Origin of the sequence: Streptomyces sp. NPDC045470 (assembly GCF_040646595.1) — a bacterium.
Taxonomy (GTDB): Bacteria; Actinomycetota; Actinomycetes; order Streptomycetales; family Streptomycetaceae; genus Streptomyces.
On record NZ_JBEZAN010000001.1, the window covers coordinates 1,143,710 to 1,162,668 of the forward strand.

The window sequence follows — 18,959 nt, forward strand, 5'->3', positions numbered from 1 at the left end:
CTTCCGACTTCTGTCCTATGTGCGCATTGCCGGTCTTCACCCACTGAGACAACCGGGAGTCCGAGTTGGTTGCGGGCTTTCGCACCCACCACCCGACTGGAGCAACGAGCCCGCCGGGCCCCACTCCGCTACGACACGATGTCCTTCTTCCCGAACCCCCGGAACGCCAGCGCGAACAGCACCAGCGCGTACGCCACGGAGACCGCCGCCCCCTGGAGCATGCCCGTACCGTCGAGCTGCGGCTGGAGCGCGTCGGCCCAGGCGAACTGCCAGTGCGCCGGCAGGAAGTCGCGCCACTGCTCCAGGGCGGTGACCTGGTCCAGCACATTGCCGACGATGGTCAGGCCGACCGCGCCGCCGACCGCGCCCAGCGGCGCGTCCGTCACTGTGGAGAGCCAGAAGGCGAGGGCCGCCGTGACGAGCTGGCTGACGAAGATGTACGCGACGGCGAGCGCGAGGCGGGGCAGTGCGTCACCGGCGGCGAGCGCGCCCCCGGTGGGCAGTTGCAGCGGCCCCCATCCGTACGCGGCGGTTCCGACGCCGAGGGCGACCAGCGGCAGCAGCACCATCGCCGCCGCGCTGAACAGCAGGGCCACGGTGAGTTTGCTCAGCAGCAGCCGGGTGCGCGGGACGGGCGCCGCGAGCAGATAGCGCAGTGAGGACCAGCTCGCTTCGGAGGCGACCGTGTCCCCGCAGAACAGCGCCACGGGAACGACCAGCAGGAAGCCCGCCGAGACGAACAGGACGGTCGCGGTGAAGTTGGCACCGGAGGCGGTCGCGGTGTCCATCAGGGTGACCCGGTTGTTGCGGCCGCCCGGGTCGCCGCCGATCGCGAAGGCCGCGACCAGGACGAACGGCAGGGCCGCCAGAATCGCCCCGATGACCAGCGTGCGGCGCCGTTTGAGCTGCCGCATCGCCTCGACGCGCAGCGGCAGGGTCCGACGCGGGCGGTAACCGGGAGCGTGCGGCGCGCCGGACACGGACGAGCCCGCGGGCCCGCCGGAGAGCGTGGAGCCACTGGCGCGCGCGGGCCCGTCGGAAGGCGCGGGCTGCCCGTCGTGGCCGGGCTCGGTGACAGGGGTCACCGGTCACCTCCGATCATGGTGAGGAAGGCGTCTTCCAGGCGACGGTGGGGGCCGATACGGGCCACCGGGATCTCCAGCCGGAGCAGTTCGGGCAGCAGGCGCGAGGTGCTCGTCGTGCCGTCGAGCGTGACGAGCAGCCCCTCGTCGGCCCGGACGGCCGCCGCGATCCCGGGCAGTGCGGCCACCTTCTCCAGGAGGACGTCGGACAGCGGTTCGCCGCCCTCCACACCGACGAGCAGGGTGTCTCCGGTGCCGACGATGTCGGCGACGGGCCCCGCCTGGACGAGTTGGCCACGGTCCATGACGACCAGATGCGTACAGGTCTGCTCGACCTCGGCCAGCAAGTGACTGGAGACGATCACCGTACGGCCGCCGGCCGCGTACCGGATCATCACATCCCGCATCTCACGGATCTGCGGCGGGTCGAGTCCGTTGGTCGGTTCGTCCAGGATGAGCAGGTCCGGAAGGCCCAGCATGGCCTGGGCGATGGCCAGGCGCTGTCGCATCCCCTGCGAGTACGTACGCACCGCGCGCTGCAACGCGTCGCCCAGCCCGGCGATCTCCAGCGCCTCGTCGATGTGCGCGTCCTCGGCCGGGCGGCCGGTGGCCTGCCAGTACAGGTCCAGGTTGGCGCGCCCCGACAGGTGCGGCAGGAAACCCGCGCCCTCGACGAACGCACCGACCCGCGACAGCACCGGCGCGCCGGGCCGGATCGCGTGCCCGAAGACGCGGATCTCACCGGCGTCCGGCCCGATCAGGCCCATGAGCATGCGCAAGGTGGTGGTCTTGCCCGCGCCGTTCGGCCCGAGCAGCCCGAGCACCTGGCCCTTCTCGACGCGGAAGGAGAGGTCCCGTACGGCGTAGCGGTCGGCGGACTTGGCGTACCGCTTGCTCAGACCGGTGATCTGCAGCGGTACGTCCGCCAGGTCCGGGTCGGGCGCGCCGGCCGCGGCCCGTCGCCGCCCGACGAGCAGGAGCAGTACGGCCACGACCGCGCCCGCGGCGGGCAGCGCCCAGGTCCACACGGGCAGCGGGGCCGCCGCGCTCTTGACCGCGGGCGCGGTCGGCACGCTCAGGACGCCGCCGCTCTCCCCGTCGCCACCGCCTTCCAGGGAGGCGGTGTACGTGGCGGGCTCGGCGGGCGAGGCGTACGCGAGGTCCGTCGAGGAGAGCACCAGGCGCAGCCGGTGTCCGGCCGCGAACTCGTGGTCGATGGCCGGCATCCGCAGTTCGACGCTCTTGCCGGCCTTGGCGCCGGTGATGCGGTACGGCTCGGCGAGCCCGGCGGGCAGCACCGGCCGGCTGCTGCCGTTCGGCCCGATGTCGTACACCTTGGCGAAGAGCACCGCGTCGTCGCTGGTGGAGCCGATGCGTACGCGGGCGGTCGGCGCGCCGGTGACGCGCAGCGGATCGCGGAGCGGCTGCGACTCGAACCGGGCGTACTGGCCCGGGGAGTCGAGGGAGAGCCCCGCGCCGACACTGGAGAGGCTGTTGAGCGCGCCGACGCCGGGCACGGTGGAGATGGACGGCGGGCTCGCCCCGGCCGGATTGGCGAACCGCTGTTCGCGGCCGGTCAGGCGGACCGGCCGCGGATCGTTGTCCAGGCCGGGGTAGTGGTCGCCGCTCGCGCCGCGCAGCCGGGCGGCGCCGTTGGTGGAGTCCACGGCCCCGCCACGGCTGACGCGGAACGCCGGCCCGGTGTCCGCGCTCTTCTCGTCCTTCAGGTAGCGGTCGAACCAGGCCTTCGTACGGTCGGCGAGGCGGCCGGTCTCGCGGTCGCCGCCGTCGTGTCCGCCGGCGAGCCAGTCGACGGATACGGGGGCGCCGTTCGCGCGGAGTGCCTGGTACATCGCGTCGGCCTGGCCGAGCGGGAACAGCGAATCGGTTCTGCCCTGCATGAGGAGCGTCGGAACCTTGATCCGGTCCGCGACGGCGGAGGGGCTGCGGGCTTCGAGGAGTTCGCGGGCGGCGGCGTCGGGCTTGCCGGAGACGGCGATCCGCTCGTACATCTCGCACAACTGCCGCTCGAACCGGCCGCAGCCGTCGGTGCTGTCCTGGGGCCGGGGCGCGGTCTCCGCGGCGGACTTCCCGCTGCCACCGGCGCCCGATCCGCCGGTACCGGTACCGGCGTCGCTACCGGTGCCGGAATCGCTGCCGGCGCCACCGCCGTTGCCGGCTCCCGAGCCCCCCGTCGTCCCAGCCGTCGCAGCCCCCTCGCCCCCCTCAGCCGCACCGACCGACCCCGTCGAGAAGAACATTCCGGCCCACAGCTTCTTGAAGACGCCGTTGGGAAAGAGCGCGTCGGCCAAGTTCCAGTACGTGATCTGCGGGGCGATCGCGTCGACGCGCTTGTCGTGACCGGCCGCCAGCAGCGCGATCGCTCCCCCGTACGAGCCTCCGGCCACGCCGACCCGCGGGTCGCCCGCGCCGTCGAGCCGTACCTCGGGACGCTCCGCCAGCCAGTCGATCAGCCGGCGGACGTCGGCCACCTCCCGGTCCGGGTCGTTGAGCCCGATCTTTCCGGTGGACTTGCCGAAACCGCGCGCCGACCAGGTCAGCACGGCGTACCCGTCCCGCGCGAGCTGTTCGGCCTGCCCGCGTACCGACTCCTTGCTGCCGCCGAAGCCGTGCCCGAGGAGGACGGCGGGACGGCGGCCGGTGCCGCCCGCGGTGAAGTAGGACGCGTCGATCCGGACCTCGCCCTCCCCGGGGCCGCCCGTCTCGCCCCCGCCGGCCCCTGCGCCACTGCCTTCGTCGGCGCCCCCGGCGCTCTCAGGCATGGCGAACGTCCGGTCCTCCCGGTGTACGGCGGGCGGGTCGTCCGCGGCCACGGCCGCCCACGTGCCTGACCCGGCGAGTACGGCCAGCACGGCCGCCGTCGCGTACAGCCGTCGTCCGCGGAGTCGGAAAGTCATACGGTGAATCCTAAGGACGTTCCGCTGCGGGCCACCGAGCCGCCGGGGCGAACCCGTACACCTCCTCCGGCAGTACGGCCGCCGCCACGCGTACCGCGCCCGTAGTACGGACAACGCGTCCGTGCGCCCCGTGGCCCTCTGTACACCGCACAACCCCGCCGCTACAAAAGACGATGTGGGGGCGGGCCGGGTCGGCCCAGGGGAGGCGGCAATGCGCAGGATCGCCATCGTCGGCGCTGGGCAGGCGGGGCTGCATCTCGCCCTGGCTCTCCTCGCCGCGGACTACGACGTCACGCTGGTCACCGACCGTACGGCGCAGGAAGTGCGCGCCGGGCGGGTGATGTCGACGCAGCTCATGTTCGGCCCGGCGCGGCGTCTGGAGCGCGCCGCCGGGCTCAATCTCTGGGACGCGACCGCGCCCGGCTCGGGTTCGCTGCGGGTGACGGTGTGGGATCCGCCCGGGAAATCCGCGCTGACCTTCACCGGGCAGTTCGACGAGCCGCCGCACTCCGTCGACCAGCGGGTGAAGACGGCCGGCTGGCTCGGTCTGTACGAGGCCAGGGGCGGCCGGGTCCGGTACGGCTCCGTCACACCCGCCCTGCTCCCCGCGCTCGCCGCCGAACACGATCTGACGATCGTCGCCTCCGGGCGCGGCGACCTCACCCGGATCTTCGCGCGCAATCCGCTGTACTGCCCCTTCGACCGGCCGCAGCGCACGCTGGCCTGCGTGTATGTGCACGGCATCGCGGCGCCGGCCGGTGAACCGGAGCCGCAGACGCGGATCAACGCGGTGGCCGGGGCCGGCGAGGTCTTCGTGCTGCCGGCGCTCACGACCGGCGGGCCCTGCGGCATCGTGCTGTTCGAGGCCCTGCCGGGCGGGCCGTTCGACTGCTGGCACGACCAGCCGTCGCCGGACGGCTGTGTGTCCCGCGCGCTGGGGCTGCTGCGTACGTATACGCCCGGGGAGTACGAGCTGTGCAAGGACGCCGTGCCCACGGACGCGGGTGCGACGCTGTACGGCGCGGTCACCCCCGTCGTCCGGCATCCGGTGGCCGAGGTCGCGCCGGACACGTACGTCCTGGGCCTGGCGGACGCGGTCGTGACCAACGACCCGATCACCGGCCAGGGCTCGAACACCGCCGCCCGCGGCGCGGCCGTCTACCTGGACACGATTCTGGAGCGCGGCGACGCGCCCTTCGATCCGGAGTGGATGCGGTCGGCCTTCGCCGCGTTCTGGCGGCACGCCCAGCAGGTCACGGAGTTCACGAACCTGATGCTGGAACCGCTGCCGCAGCATGTGCAGCGTCTGCTGGTGGCCGCCGCCGAACACCCCGCCGTGGCGCACCGTTTCGTCAACGGTTACGCCGACCCGGCGGACTACCACGACTGGCTGATGACGCCGGCGCTCGCCGAGGCCTACCTGGCCACCGCCACGGCGGGCACCAAGAGGTGAGAGCCGGCAGCCCGCCGGCCCTCCGCTCTCAGCCTCTGCCGCCGGTCTCCAGCGCCAGCGTGAAACGTTTCTTGTCCTTGCGGGTCGCGCCGAACCGGTCGTAGAAGCGGATCGCTCCGGCGTTCCAGTCGGGCGTGTTCCACTGCATCTCCGCGACGCCCAGCGCCTTGCCCTCGCCGATGACCGCCTCGACCAGCAGGGCGCCCAGCCCGAGTCCGCGGTGCTCGGCGCGCAGGTAGAGGCAGTCCAGGCTCAGGTATTCGCGGCCCTGCCAGGTGTCGAAGGCCGTCGAGCAGGTGGCGTACCCGGCCAGTTCGCCGCCGGACAGTTCGGCGACCAGGCAGCGCAGCCACTGCGGCCGCGGCCCGAAGAGTGCGTCCGCGAGCCGTTCCTCCAGGTCGGCGGCGGGCGGTGCGGACCGTTCGTACGCGGCGTGCTCCGCGGCCAACGCGACCACGTCCGCCAGATCCGTACGGACCGCGTGGCGGATCACCGGGGCCCTCGTCATGGAGCACCTGCCGCGGCACGCTGCATCTCCACGGCTCGTGTGGGCTGTTGTTCGTCATTCATACGCAGCATCATGCGCCATCCGGCCAGAACGGTCCCCCGGTATCACGGCGGGATTTCCGCGACGGCGGTGACCGGCGGGACGCCACGGGCCCGTCCGGCCCCCGGCGCCCCGGCCGCCCGCGCCGACCGCCCACGCCTGCCGTGCCCGTGGACCCGTCACGCGCCGCCCGCGGATGTCCGCCGATGTCAGTGGTTGCTGGGGAAGCCCAGGTTGATGCCACCGTCGGACGGGTCGGGCCAGCGGGTGGTGACGACCTTGCCGCGGGTGTAGAAGTGCACGCCGTCGTTGCCGTAGATGTGGTGGTCGCCGAAGAGGGAGTCCTTCCAGCCGCCGAAGGAGTGGTAGCCGACCGGCACCGGGATCGGCACGTTCACGCCGACCATGCCGGCCTCCACCTCCAGTTGGAAGCGGCGGGCCGCGCCGCCGTCCCGGGTGAAGATGGCGGTGCCGTTGCCCCACGGCGAGGAGTTCATGAGCGAGATCGCCGCGTCGTAGGTGTCCACCCGGACGACGGACAGCACCGGGCCGAAGATCTCGTCGCGGTACGCGTCCATCTCGGGCGTGACGTTGTCGAGCAGCGAGACGCCGATCCAGTGGCCGTTCTCGTGGCCGGCGACCGTGAAGTCCGTACCGTCGACGACGACGTCCGCGCCCTGGGCCGCGGCACCGGACACGTACGAGGCGACCTTGTCACGGTGCGCCTTGGTGATGAGCGGCCCCATCTCGGAGGCCGGGTCGTCACCGGGACCGATGGTCAGCGCGGCGGCCCGCTCCTTGATCTTTTCGATCAGCGGGTCGGCGGTGTCGCCGACGGCCACCACGACGGAGACCGCCATGCAGCGCTCACCGGCCGAACCGTACGCGGCGTTGATCGCGGAGTCCGCGGCGAGGTCCAGGTCGGCGTCGGGCAGGACCAGCATGTGGTTCTTGGCGCCGCCGAGGGCCTGGACGCGCTTGCCGTTGGCCGTACCCGTGGCGTGGATGTAGCGGGCGACGGGGGTGGAGCCGACGAAGGAGACGGCGGCGATGTCCGGGTGCTCCAGGATGCGGTCGACCGCAACCTTGTCGCCGTTGACGATGTTCAGCACGCCGTCCGGCAGGCCCGCCTCGGCGGCCAGCTCGGCCAGCTTGAGGGCCGCGGACGGCACCTTCTCGCTGGGCTTGAGGACGAAGGTGTTGCCGCAGGCGATGGCGAGCGGGAACATCCACATCGGCACCATCGCCGGGAAGTTGAACGGCGTGATGCCGGCGACGACACCGAGGGACTGACGGATCGCGGCCACGTCCACGCGGGTGGAGACCTGGGTGGACAGCTCGCCCTTGAGCTGCTGCGGAATGCCGCAGGCCAGCTCGACGATCTCCAGACCGCGGGCGACCTCGCCCAGCGCGTCGCTGTGCACCTTGCCGTGCTCGGCGGTGATCAGCGCGGCCAGCTCCTCGCGGTGCGCGTCGATCAGCTCGCGGTAGGCGAACAGCACGGCCGTGCGCTTGGCCAGCGAGCTGGTGCCCCAGGTGCGGAACGCCTCCTTGGCGGCGGCGACGGCCGCGTCCACCTCGTCCACCGAGGCGAAGGCGACCTGCTTCTCCTGGGCGCCGGTCGCGGGGTTGTAGACCGGGCCGAACGAGCCGGACACGCCCTCGGCGGGCTTGCCGCCGATCCAGTGGTTGACGGTCTTCATGCGGGGGCCTTTCTGGGTGACGGCGGTGAGCGGGTGCCGTGACGGGGGCGGTCGGTGGGCGGTGGGCGGTGGGGGGGGGAGGTGGCGGTTCGGGGGGGGGGAGGCTGGCCGGGTCTGCGGGGAGCGTGGTTCAGAGATGGCGGCGGCGCGCGGTGGCGTGCCGGTCGTAGTCCTTACGGGCCTCGACCGCCGCCGGACGCGTCGCGATCTCGGCCACAGGGACATCCCACCAGGCTTGGGCCGCGGGCGCGCCCGGCACAGTGTCGGCCGTTGCGGTCTCGACATAGACACATGTGGGGCGCTCGTCGGCGCGGGCCGCGGCGAGCGCGGCGCGCAGGTCGCCGACGGTCGCGGCACGGATGACGTGCATCCCCAGGGACGCGGCGTTGGCGGCGAGGTCCACGGGCAGCGGGTCGCCCGTGTAGGAGGCGTCGGCGGCGCGGTAGCGGTAGGCCGTGCCGAAGCGCTCGCCGCCGGTCTGCTCGGACAGGCCGCCGATGGAGGCGTACCCGTGGTTCTGGACGAGCACGATGTTGATGTTGATGCCTTCCTGGACCGCGGTGACGATCTCGGTGGGCATCATCAGATACGTACCGTCGCCGACCAGCGCCCACACGGGCCGGTCGGGCGCGGCCAGCCGCACCCCGATGGCGGCGGGGATCTCGTAGCCCATGCAGGAGTAGCCGTATTCGAGGTGGTACTGGCGGCGGGAGCGGGCCCGCCACAGTTTGTGCAGGTCACCGGGGAGCGACCCGGCCGCGTTGACGATCACGTCCTGGTCGCCGACGGTGGCGTCCAGCGCGCCGAGCACCTGCGTCTGGGAGGGGCGTACGGAGTCGTCGGGCGCGGCGTAAGCGGCGTCGACGAGGGACTCCCAGCGGGCTTTGGCGGCGCCGTACTCCGCTTCGTACGCCGGCGGGACGCGGTGTCCGGCCAGGGCCTCGGTGAGCGCTTCGAGGCCGGTACGGGCGTCGGCGACCAGCGGGGTCGCGGCGAGCTTGTGGGCGTCGAAGGACGCGATGTTCAGGTTGACGAAGCGGACGCCAGGGGCGGCGAAGAGGGTGGCGGAGGCGGTGGTGAAGTCCGTGTAGCGGGTGCCGACACCGAGGACGAGATCGGCGCGGGCGGCCAGCACGTCGGCCGTGGCGGTGCCGGTGTGGCCGATGCCGCCCACGTCGGCCGGGTGGTCGTGGCGCAGGGAACCCTTGCCGGCCTGGGTGGAGGCGACGGGGATGCCGGTGGCGTCGGCGAGGGCGCGCAGGGCGTCCTCGGCCTCGCTGTGGTGGACACCGCCGCCTGCGATGATCAGCGGCCGTTCGGCGGCGCGTACCGCCCGTACGGCGTCGGCCAGCGCGGCGACGTCGGGCGCGGGCCGGGGCACCCACCACACCCGGTCGGCGAAGAACTCCTCGGGCCAGTCGTACGCCTCGGCCTGCACGTCCTGCGGCAGCGCGAGGGTGACGGCGCCGGTCTCCACGGGGTCGGCCAGCACCCGCATCGCCTGGAGGGCGGCCGGGATCAGCGCTTCGGGACGGGTGACGCGGTCGAAGTGGCGGGAGACCGGGCGCAGGGCGTCGTTGACGGACACGTCACCCGCGTACGGGACTTCGAGCTGCTGGAGCACCGGGTCGGCGGGACGGGTGGCGAAAATGTCGCCGGGCAGCAGGAGCACCGGGAGGCGGTTGACCGTGGCGAGGGCCGCGCCGGTGACGAGGTTGGTGGCGCCGGGGCCGATGGAGGTCGTGACGGCGTGAGCGGAGAGGCGGTCGCGCTGGCGGGCGTAGCCGACCGCGGCGTGCACCATGGCCTGCTCGTTGCGGCCCTGGAGGTAGGGCATGGTCTCCGGGCCGGCCTCCAGGAGGGCCTGGCCCACACCGGCCACGTTGCCGTGTCCGAAGATGCCCCAGCAGGCACTGATCAGGCGGTGCCTGGTGGGCGCGCCGTCCTGGCCACCGGGGGCCGCGGGAGCGTCCCGTTCCGTGTACTGGTGGGCCAGGAAGGTGACCAGGGCCTGCGCCACCGTCAGGCGTCGAGTGGTCATCGTGCGTCTCCCTCGGGGTGGGCTTCCGGGTCGGCTTCCGGGGCGTCGTTCAAGGGCGGGCGGGGGCCGGCTTCCGGAGCGTCGTACAGCGGCAGGCGGGGGTCGACGGGCTGGTCGGGCCAAGTGTCGCGGATCCAGCCGTGGTCCGGGTGGTCGCAGATCAGCCACGCACGCTCCTCCCCCGGGCCGGCCATGACGTTGAGGTAGTACATGGTGTGGCCTGGTGCGGCGATGGACGGGCCGTGCCAGCCGTCGGGGATCAGCACGGCGTCGCCGCTGCGGACCTCGGTGAGCACGTCCGTCCCGCGTCCGTTGCCGGAAGGGGTGACGCGCTGGTAGCCGAGTCCTTCGGAGCCGTGGGCTGGGGCGATCTCGAAGTAGTAGATCTCCTCCAGCTCGCTCTCCTCCCCCGGCCGGCACTCGTCGTGCTTGTGCGGCGGGTACGAGGACCAGTTGCCGCCGGGCGTGAGCACCTCCACGGCGATGAGCCGGTCGCACGCGAAGACGTCGGCCGCGCCGAAATTGTTGACCTGACGTGAGCAGTTGCCCGTACCGCGCAGTTCCACGGGCACGCCGCTCGCGGGGCCGTACCGCGCGGGCAGGCGGCGCGAGCAGCGGGCGCCGGTCAGCGCGAACCGGCCGCCGGCGGCGCTGCTGATCCGTGCCTCGGCGTCACGCGGTACGTACGCGAAGTCGGTGACCCCGCTGAACACGTCCTCGCGTCCGGTCAGTTCGAACGGAGCGCCGCCGTCGACCGCGACCGTACAGCCACCGTTCAGCGGCAGCACGATCCACTCACTGTCGCCGGCGGCGAACGTGTGGCTCCCGCCGGGCGGCAGCCGGAGGACGCGCAGGGACGTGTACCGCAGGGCCGCAACCCCGTCAGCCGTCCGGCCCGGGTCGGTGTCCAGCTCGTACGGCCCGTGCTCGTCGGCCCCGTCACGAGCCCTGATGTGAAACTCGGTGTTGCGCAGCTCGGTCGTCATGGCTGCAAGTCTCCTCCTCACCACTGACAGTTACCGCGGTCGCTGCCGGGACGCGGTCGTCGCCGGGTCGCGGTCATCCGGAACGCGGTCGTCGCCGGATCACGGTCGTCGCCGGACGCAGTCATCGCCGGAGCAGGGAAACGGCGGTGTCCACGGCCGCCGCCACGTCCCCGTCCGCCGGGTAGAGCAGCGAACGGCCCGCCACCAGCCCCTGCACGCTCGGCAGGCGCAGCGCCTTGCGCCACTTCTCGTACGCCGCTTCCTGGCCCCCGGCGCTGTCCTTGATGTCGCCGCCGAGCAGCACCGTCGGCAGCGTCGAGGTCTCGCAGACCTGCGCCATGTCGTCCGGGTCGTCGGTGACCGGCAGCTTCAGCCACGTGTACGCGGAGGTGCCGCCCAGGCCGGAGGCGATGGCGACGGCCTTCGTCACGGCCTCCGCGCTCAGGTCGTTGCGGACGTTTCCGTCCGCCCGCCGGGAGAGAAACGGTTCGACGAAGATGGGCAGCTCCCGCTCGGCCATCGCGTCTATGGCGCGGGCCGAGGACTCCAGAGTGGCCAGCGAGCCGGGGTCGCCGTAGTCGATACGCAGCAACAGCTTGCCGGCGTCGAACCGGAGCCGGGCGATGTCCTGCGGGCGGTGCCCGGTGAACCGGTCGTCCATCTCGAAGGAGGCCCCGGCGATGCCGCCGCGGTTCATGGACCCCATCACGACCTTGCCTTCGAGCGCACCGAGCAGGAGCAGGTCCTCCAGGATGTCGGCGGTGGCGAGCACACCGTCCACACCGGGGCGGGACAGTGCCAGGCACAGGCGCTCCAGGAGGTCGAGGCGGTTGGCCATGGCCAGCTTGCGGTCGCCGACGGCGAGTGCGCCCCGCGCCGGGTGGTCGGCCGCGATGATCATCAACCGCCCGCTGTCGCCGATCAGGGGGCGGCGGGTGCGGCGCGCCGCGGCCTGGGCGACGGCCTTCGGGTTCCGGGCCCGCAGCGTCACGATGTCGGAGATCCGAGTGGTCAAGGCGGTTCTCACCTTCTGGTGGGACGGGTTCGTACGGGGGCACCGGGCAGGGCGCTCGGATGGGCACTCGGGCGGGCTTTCGGCAGGGCGGAGGCTCGGTGACACTGAGAGGGCCGGGCCGGGCAGTCGGACGTAAGGCGGCCAGACGTACGGCGACCGCCCGCGCGCTCACCGAGCGGCGAGGAACTCCTCGACCTCGGCGCACGTCGGCATGGCGGACGAACAGGCCAGCCGCGACGCGACGATCGCGCCGGCGGCGTTGGCGTACCGCATCATCGGCTCCAGCTCCCAGCCGGACAGCAGCCCGTGACACAGCGCTCCCCCGAAGGAGTCACCGGCACCCAGGCCGTTGACGACCTCGACGGGAGTGGGCGGCACCTCGGCAGTACGGCCGTCACGGTGCATGGCCAGCACGCCCTTGGGCCCCTGCTTGACGACGGCCAGTTCGACGCCCATGTCCAGCAACGTCTGCGCGCACCGCTTCGGTTCGCGGACACCGGTGGCGACCTCGGCCTCGTCGACGTTGCCGACCGCGACCGTCGCACGGGCGAGCGCGGCCTCGTAGTACGGGCGCGCCCGCTCCCTCGCCGCCGCGCCGGTGACGCCGCCGGCACCGGACGCGCCGCCCTCGCCGCCCCAGAACATCGGCCGCCAGTCCAGGTCGAAGACGGTGGTGCCCGCCTTGGCGCGCGCTTCCAGTGCGGCGAGGGTGGCCGTACGGCTCGGCTCCTCGCACAGTCCGGTGCCGGTCATCCAGAACACGCGGGCGGCCCGTACGGCGTCGCGGTCCAGCTCTTCGGGGTGGATGACCAGGTCGGGCGCCTTGGGGCGGCGGTAGAAGTAGAGCGGGAAGTCGTCCGGCGGGAAGATCTCGCAGAAGGTGACGGGCGTCGGGTGCTCCGCGACGGGTGTCACCCAGCGGTCGTCCACGCCGAAGTCGCGGAGCGCTTGGTGAACATATTCGCCGAAGGGGTCACGGCCGGTGCGGCTGATGACCGCCGTCCGCCGCCCCAGACGGGCGGCGGCGACCGCGACGTTGGTGGCCGAACCGCCGAGAAACTTCCCGAACGTCTCGACCTGGGCAAGCGGAACGCCCGTCTGCAACGGGTAGATGTCCACTCCGATGCGGCCCATGGTGATCAGGTCGTACGGGCCGGTCTGTGCGGTCTGCCGCGGCTCGGTCATGTGCGCCCCTCCGGTTCGTCACTGAGCACAGGTCTAACCGGGCGCCCGAGACCCTGTCAATACTTTGTCCTTACATTCTGACGTCGAGGTCCGGGGTGCGGCGGTCGGCGCCACCACGGGGGTACCGGCCCGTACAAAGTCCTTAAGTCCTTATGTCATGACGAAGTCTTGACACTCCCCGGACCGGGATGGAGGCTGTGCCCCACAACCCAGCCCCGCGCCTCCCGGTCACCGGCGACCGGCGAGAGGAGAGCCGCAGCATGTCCGTTCCCCCTGCCGTCCCGCGCGTTCTGGACCGTCTGCGCATCGGATCGGCCCCCGACTCGTGGGGCGTCTGGTTCCCCGACGACGAGCAGCAGGTCCCGTGGCAGCGCTTCCTGGACGAGGTCGCCGAGGCCCAGTACGAATGGATCGAACTCGGCCCCTACGGCTACCTGCCCACCGACCCCGCCGTCCTCCACACGGAGCTCGCCCGGCGCGAACTGAAGGTCTCCGCCGGCACGATCTTCACCTCGCTGCATCACGGCCCGGACGTATGGGACAAGACCTGGGCGCACGTCAGCGAAGTCGCCACCCTCACCCGGGCGATGGGCGCGAAGCACCTGGTGGTCATCCCGTCCTTCTGGCGCGACGACAAGACCGCGGAAGAACTGGAGCCGCGCGAACTGACCACCGAGCAGTGGCACCACCTGAACAGCGGCATGGAACGGCTGGGCAGGCGGGTACGGGAGGAGTTCGGCCTGGACATCGTCGTGCACCCGCACGCCGACACCCACATCGACACCGAGGAACACGTCGAACGCTTCCTCGACGGGACCGACTCCTCCCTGGTCAGCCTGTGCCTGGACACCGGGCACTACGCGTACTGCGGCGGCGACAACGTCAAACTCATCAAGACCTACGGTGAGCGGATCGGCTACCTCCACCTCAAGCAGGTCGACCCGGAGATCCTCGCGGACGTCGTCGCGAAGGGCACGCCCTTCGGGCCCGCGGTCCGGCAGGGCGTGATGTGCGAACCGCCGCTGGGCGTCCCGGCGCTGCCGCCCGTCCTGGAGGCCGCCCAGGACCTGGACGTCGACCTCTTCGCCATCGTCGAACAGGACATGTACCCCTGTCCCGCCGACCAGCCCCTGCCCATCGCGCAGCGCACCCGCCGCTTCCTGCGCTCCTGCGGCGCCTGAGTCCCGACCGTACGGAGCGAGGAGTACCAGAAATGAGCCAGCAGCACGGAACGCTCGGCGTGGCCGTCATCGGCACCGGCCGCATGGGCGCCGACCACGTACGCCGTATCAGCGACGTCATCAGCGGAGCACGGGTGGCCGCGGTCGTCGACATCGACGCGGACCGGGTGAAGCGCGTCGCCGACGCCGTCGAGGGGTGCACGCCCTACACCGAACCGGCGGCCGCCATGGCGGACCCGGACGTCGACGCCGTACTCGTCGCCTCGCCGGGCGTGGCCCACGAGGACGCGCTGTCCGCCGCGTTCGCGCGCGACCTGCCGGTGCTGTGCGAGAAGCCGCTCACCCCGGACCCGGCTTCCGCGCTGCGCGTCCTGGAGGCCGAACAGCGGCTGGGCCACCGGCGCGTACAGGTCGGCTTCATGCGCCGGTACGACGCCGACTACCTCAAACTCAAGTCGCTGCTCGACCAGGGCGCGTACGGCCGCCCCCTGATGCTGCACAACAAGCACCGCAACGCCGGCACACCACCCGGCTTCACCAACGCCATGATGATCCACGACTCGGCCGTCCACGAGATCGACGTGACGCGCTGGCTGCTGGACGACGAGATCACCGCCGTACGCGTACTCCGCCCGACGCCCCTCGGCAACGCGCCCGACGGCCTCAGTGACCCGCAGCTCATCCTCTTCGAGACTGCCGCCGGGCAGATCGTCGACACCGAACTGTTCGTCAACTGCGGCTTCGGATACCAGGTCAGCTGCGAGGTGGTCTGCGAAGGCGGCACCGCGCGGATCGGCGACGACCACGGCGTGTTCGTCAACGCGGCCGGCAAATGGGGCGGCTCCATCACTCCGGGCTTCGTGGAACGCTTCGAGGAGGCGTACGACCGGCAGGTGCAGCGCTGGGTGGACGCCACGCGGCGCGGCGCGGTCGAGGGTCCGAGCTGTTGGGACGGCTACGCGGCGGCCGCGGTGTGCGCGGCGGGCGTACGCGCCCAGGCCGCCGGCGAACGTGTCGAGGTCGAGCTGGGCGAGCGGCCGGCGCTGTATCGCTGAGTCGCGGTCGGTTTCCGTTCCGTACGTGTCGTACGTGCCGTACGCGTCAGCCGTGTCGCCATTCTTGGCATAGCGGCGCGCCGTTGCGTTGTGCCGCGGTCGGCGCGCCGCTGCCTACGAGCGCGGCCTGCGTGCCGCCCGACTTTCGTTGCGACGAGGGTGCGGGCCACTGTCCGTTTCGGCGTGCGCGCTGCCGCTCGTCGCGGTCGGCACATCACGTCGCGTCGCGGCCGGCACAACGTCTCGCGTTACGTCCCGTGCAGCACCTCGCGTTACGGCCTGTGCGGCACCGCACGACCGCAGTTGGCGCGCCCCCTTCACGCCCCACCCGCACGCCCCCGCACGTCCCGGCCGTCTCGCCACCTGCCGCACGTCCCGTGCGCCGCCGCCCCACGCCACAGCGCGCGTTCCGGCCTGCCCCCGAACGATGACGCGGCACGCATCACCGGCCGAAAGGTCTACGTCAAGAAGAACTGGAGCCGCTGCCCATGGCCGCACCCAGCAGGCCCCCCACACCCCCCACGCCTTCTGCCCCCTCTACCTCGTCCACACCACCGTCCACAACTCCCGTGTGCACCACACCATCTGAACCTAACGCCTCTCTTCACCCTTCCTCCTCTCCCGCCCCTCCTGCCCTTCCCGACCCTCGCAACGCCAAGCGCTTCGTCCTCGGTATCGCTGCCATCGCCGCTCTCGGCGGCGCCCTCTTCGGTTACGACACCGGCGTCGTCTCCGGCGCGCTCCCCTTCATGGAGTCACACTTCGGCCTCACCTCACTCGGTGAAGGCATCATCACCAGCGCACTGTTGATCGGTGCCGCGTTCGGCTCGCTGGCCGGCGGGCGCATGTCGGACAAGCTGGGGCGGCGCACCGCGCTGCTGTGGGCGGGCGCGGTGTTCATCGGCGGCGCCGTGGCCGTGGCGCTCGCCCCCACCGTCCCCTTCATGGTCGTGGCGCGCTTCGCGCTCGGTCTCGCGGTGGGCAGTGCCTCGGTGATCACACCGTTGTACCTCTCGGAAATCGCACCCCCGCACATCCGCGGCCGACTGGTCTCCTTCAACTCCCTCATGATCGTCAGTGGCCAGCTGCTGGCGTACCTGATCAACGCGGTGCTCGCCCGCTGGGAAGCGTGGCGCTGGATGCTGGGCCTGGCGGCGCTACCGGCCGTTGCCCTGTTCGTCGGGCTGTTCTTCCTGCCGGACACGCCACGCTGGTACATCAGCAAGGGACGTACGGAGCAGGCCGCGAAGGTTCTGCGGCGCACCCTGCCCGCCGAGGAGGCCGAGGGGGAACTGGCCCGCATCGGCCAGGCCCGCGCGCTGGAGGCCGACGCGCGACGCGGCGCCTGGCAGGAAATGCGTAGGCCCTGGGTACGGCGCATCCTGCTCATCGGCGTCGGGTTGGCGATCGTCCAGCAGATCACCGGTGTCAACGCGGTCATCTACTTCGCACCGAAGATCCTGGAATCCACGGGCCTGGACACCAACGCCGCGATCGCGGCCACCATCGCGGTCGGCGCCGTCTCCGTCATCGCCACCGCAATCGGCATGTCACTGATCGACAAGGTCGGACGACGACCGATGCTACTCACTGGCCTTTCAGGTATGACCATCTCACTGGTCCTCCTGGGAGCCTCCTTCCACCTCCCGAAGTCCACCGGAGTCAGCTGCCTCGTCCTCGGCCTCATGGTCCTCTACATGGGCTTCATGCAGGCGACCTTGAACACCGGAGTCTGGCTGCTGCTCGCCGAAATGTTTCCGCTGACGGTGCGCGGCCTGGCCATGGGCGCGACGGTGTTCGTGATGTGGCTGGCCAACTTCACGGTGGCGCTGGTGTTCCCGGTACTCCTCGACACGGCGGGCGCGAGCATCACCTTCTGGCTCTTCGGCCTGATGTGCGCACTGTCCCTGCTCTTCTGCAAGCGGTACGCCCCGGAAACCAAGGGCATGGCCCTGGAGGACCTGGAGCACGAACTGCGCAGGACGGGTCGCGGAGGCGAAGACGGGAAGTGATGAGGCGAGCAGGTGAGGAGGCGCGGGTGTGAGGTGAGGAAGTGCGGGCGTGAGGTGAGCGGCGGTACGGAGATGTGAGGATCAGCAGCCTCCACCATCCCCCATCCCCCATCCGCCTGCCTCTCCATCTCCCCGACCACTTCTCCACCCATCTCCCCCTTCTCCGCCCCGTGACAGCGATGCCCCGTTCGTCACAGCTGTCACCATTACGCGGGTCTTCCGTCACAGCCGATCAACAGCCCCTCGCCCCTGCTCACCTGATGTCGTTCACCGGGCACAGGCTGAGTGATCACCAAACCGCGCGCGGTTCTTCCGTCGGCTCCCCCGGGTCGTCCCTGCGCGCGGCTGAGGGAGGTGCGAGACAGATGACCGACCGCAGACTCTGGTCGTACAAGGAGATCGCCGCACACATCCGAGTCCAACCGGACACCGTGCGGTCCTACCGGAAACACGGGCTACTGCCGCCACCGGACCTCGTGGAGGGCGGCAGACCGTACTGGTTCGCCGACACCATCCGCACCTGGGTCGCCCAGCGCCCCGGCCACGGCGGGCGCCGCGACAAGGACTGACGCCCCTCCTCCCCCGGGCCCCGCGCAATCGTCGCGCGGGGCCTCCGCACCCCGCCTGCGGCGGCGCTACGCTCGGCACATGCCGCGCATACCCGTACCGGCCGAGCCTGTTCGCATCGCTGTGATCGGTGGCGGCGCGATCGGCGGATTCGTGGCAGCACTGACCCGCCTGACCGGGCACGACGTCACGCTGTGCCTGCGCACACCGGTGGACCGGCTCGTCCTCGAAACGGACGGCGAGGTCATCGACGCCCCCGTACGTTTCGCCGTCGACCCGCAGACGGCCGAGCCCGCGGACTGGGTCTTCCTGGCCACCAAGGCCCAGGACACCGCCGGCACCGCCGGCTGGCTGCGCCGACTCTGCACCTCCGGCACGGTCGTCGCCGTACTCCAGAACGGCATCGACCACACCGAACGCGTGGCCCCGCACGCCCCCGGCGGTACGGACATCCTGCCCGCGGTCATCTACGCATCTGTCGAATGCACCGCCCCCGGCCGCGTCAGGCACTACGCGGGCAACGAGATCCACGTACCCGAAGGACCGTTGGCCACCCGCCTCGCCGGTCTCCTGACCCCCTGCCGCCTCAAGGTCGTGCCCGTACCGGACTTCACGACGGTCTCCTGGCAGAAGCTCCTCGCCAACCTCGCGGCCAACCCTCTCACCGCCCTCCTCCAGCAGCGCATGGGCATCTTCACCGATCCCGGTATGGCCGCCCTCGCCCGGGACATCCTGAGCGAAGCGGCCGCGGTCGCGCGGGCCGAGAGCGCGGACATTCACGACGCCGACATCGACCGCGTACTGGGGATGTACGCGATGGTCCCACCGGACGGCGGCTCGTCGATGCTCTACGACCGCCTGGCCGGCCGCCCCTTGGAGCATGAACACATCACAGGTGCCGTGGTACGTGCCGGGGCTCGCCACGGCATCCGCACTCCGCTCAACGGGATGCTGCTCACTCTTCTGCGCGCGGTCGACCGCGAAATCGCCGCCGGTAAGAACACGGGCGAACAGCACGCGAAGCCGTAGGAAACGCCTCGCCACTGAGCTGTCGGAGCACCCGAGCGCCTACCGCCAGGGGTTGACATCAGTATGTCATTACATGCACGCTGCGGCGGGGCCTCGGCGAGCCCCGGGCGGCCACAGCCCCAAGCCCTAAGCCGCTCGATCCCGAAGCCTCACCCCCCCAAGCGCCGCGAAGAAACGTTCCCTCA

Annotated in this window: 14 protein-coding genes; 6 read left to right on the top strand and 8 right to left on the bottom strand. The window is 71.6% G+C overall.

The features are described 5' to 3' along the window. Positions 1–128 precede the first annotated feature (128 nt). A complete protein-coding gene (locus AB0A97_RS04930; protein ID WP_361145290.1) occupies positions 129–914 on the bottom strand; it encodes an ABC transporter permease in 786 nt (261 codons plus the stop codon). A gap of 167 nt (positions 915–1,081) precedes the next feature. Then, entirely contained in the window at positions 1,082–4,000 is a 2,919-nt protein-coding gene (locus AB0A97_RS04935; RefSeq protein WP_361144454.1) for an alpha/beta fold hydrolase, read from the bottom strand. A 211-nt stretch (positions 4,001–4,211) separates the two neighbouring features. Between AB0A97_RS04935 and AB0A97_RS04940 the strand changes: the two genes are divergently transcribed. Beyond that, the gene (locus tag AB0A97_RS04940) at positions 4,212–5,453 is read left to right on the top strand and encodes a styrene monooxygenase/indole monooxygenase family protein (RefSeq protein ID WP_361144456.1); all 1,242 of its coding nucleotides are present in this window, start codon (positions 4,212–4,214) and stop codon (positions 5,451–5,453) included. A gap of 28 nt (positions 5,454–5,481) precedes the next feature. Here AB0A97_RS04940 and AB0A97_RS04945 read toward each other — a convergent pair whose 3' ends face one another. From AB0A97_RS04945 to iolC, 6 genes are all read right to left on the bottom strand, one after another. Beyond that, the gene (locus tag AB0A97_RS04945; RefSeq protein WP_361144459.1) at positions 5,482–5,961 is read right to left on the bottom strand and encodes a GNAT family N-acetyltransferase; all 480 of its coding nucleotides are present in this window, start codon (positions 5,959–5,961) and stop codon (positions 5,482–5,484) included. Between the two features lie 248 nt (positions 5,962–6,209). After that, on the bottom strand, positions 6,210–7,703 hold the full coding sequence (locus tag AB0A97_RS04950; RefSeq protein WP_361144462.1) for a CoA-acylating methylmalonate-semialdehyde dehydrogenase: 1,494 nt from the start codon (positions 7,701–7,703) through the stop codon (positions 6,210–6,212). Between the two features lie 130 nt (positions 7,704–7,833). Beyond that, complete coding sequence (gene iolD, locus AB0A97_RS04955; protein ID WP_361144464.1) at positions 7,834–9,744, bottom strand: 3D-(3,5/4)-trihydroxycyclohexane-1,2-dione acylhydrolase (decyclizing); 1,911 nt, start codon at positions 9,742–9,744, stop codon at positions 7,834–7,836. Further along, positions 9,741–10,730 (bottom strand): 5-deoxy-glucuronate isomerase, encoded by a 990-nt coding sequence (iolB, locus tag AB0A97_RS04960; RefSeq protein WP_361144467.1) that lies wholly within the window; start codon positions 10,728–10,730, stop codon positions 9,741–9,743. The genes iolD and iolB overlap by 4 nt, the downstream gene beginning before the upstream one ends. Before the next feature lie 121 nt (positions 10,731–10,851). After that, positions 10,852–11,745: a deoxyribose-phosphate aldolase gene (locus AB0A97_RS04965; RefSeq protein WP_361144470.1), complete on the bottom strand. Its 894-nt coding sequence runs from the start codon at positions 11,743–11,745 to the stop codon at positions 10,852–10,854. Positions 11,746–11,913: 168 nt separating this feature from the next. Continuing rightward, positions 11,914–12,930 (bottom strand): 5-dehydro-2-deoxygluconokinase, encoded by a 1,017-nt coding sequence (gene iolC / locus AB0A97_RS04970; RefSeq protein ID WP_361144473.1) that lies wholly within the window; start codon positions 12,928–12,930, stop codon positions 11,914–11,916. 260 nt (positions 12,931–13,190) lie between these two features. Between iolC and AB0A97_RS04975 the strand changes: the two genes are divergently transcribed. From AB0A97_RS04975 to AB0A97_RS04995, 5 genes are all read left to right on the top strand, one after another. Continuing rightward, positions 13,191–14,111, top strand: a complete 921-nt coding sequence (locus tag AB0A97_RS04975; RefSeq protein WP_361144476.1) for a sugar phosphate isomerase/epimerase — start codon at positions 13,191–13,193, stop codon at positions 14,109–14,111. A gap of 32 nt (positions 14,112–14,143) precedes the next feature. Beyond that, entirely contained in the window at positions 14,144–15,166 is a 1,023-nt protein-coding gene (locus AB0A97_RS04980) for a Gfo/Idh/MocA family oxidoreductase (protein WP_361144478.1), read from the top strand. 569 nt (positions 15,167–15,735) lie between these two features. Beyond that, positions 15,736–17,178: a sugar porter family MFS transporter gene (locus AB0A97_RS04985; protein WP_361144481.1), complete on the top strand. Its 1,443-nt coding sequence runs from the start codon at positions 15,736–15,738 to the stop codon at positions 17,176–17,178. A gap of 365 nt (positions 17,179–17,543) precedes the next feature. Further along, positions 17,544–17,747 (top strand): MerR family transcriptional regulator, encoded by a 204-nt coding sequence (locus AB0A97_RS04990; protein ID WP_030018934.1) that lies wholly within the window; start codon positions 17,544–17,546, stop codon positions 17,745–17,747. Between the two features lie 79 nt (positions 17,748–17,826). Next, positions 17,827–18,774: a 2-dehydropantoate 2-reductase gene (locus AB0A97_RS04995; protein ID WP_361144484.1), complete on the top strand. Its 948-nt coding sequence runs from the start codon at positions 17,827–17,829 to the stop codon at positions 18,772–18,774. Positions 18,775–18,959 lie beyond the last annotated feature (185 nt).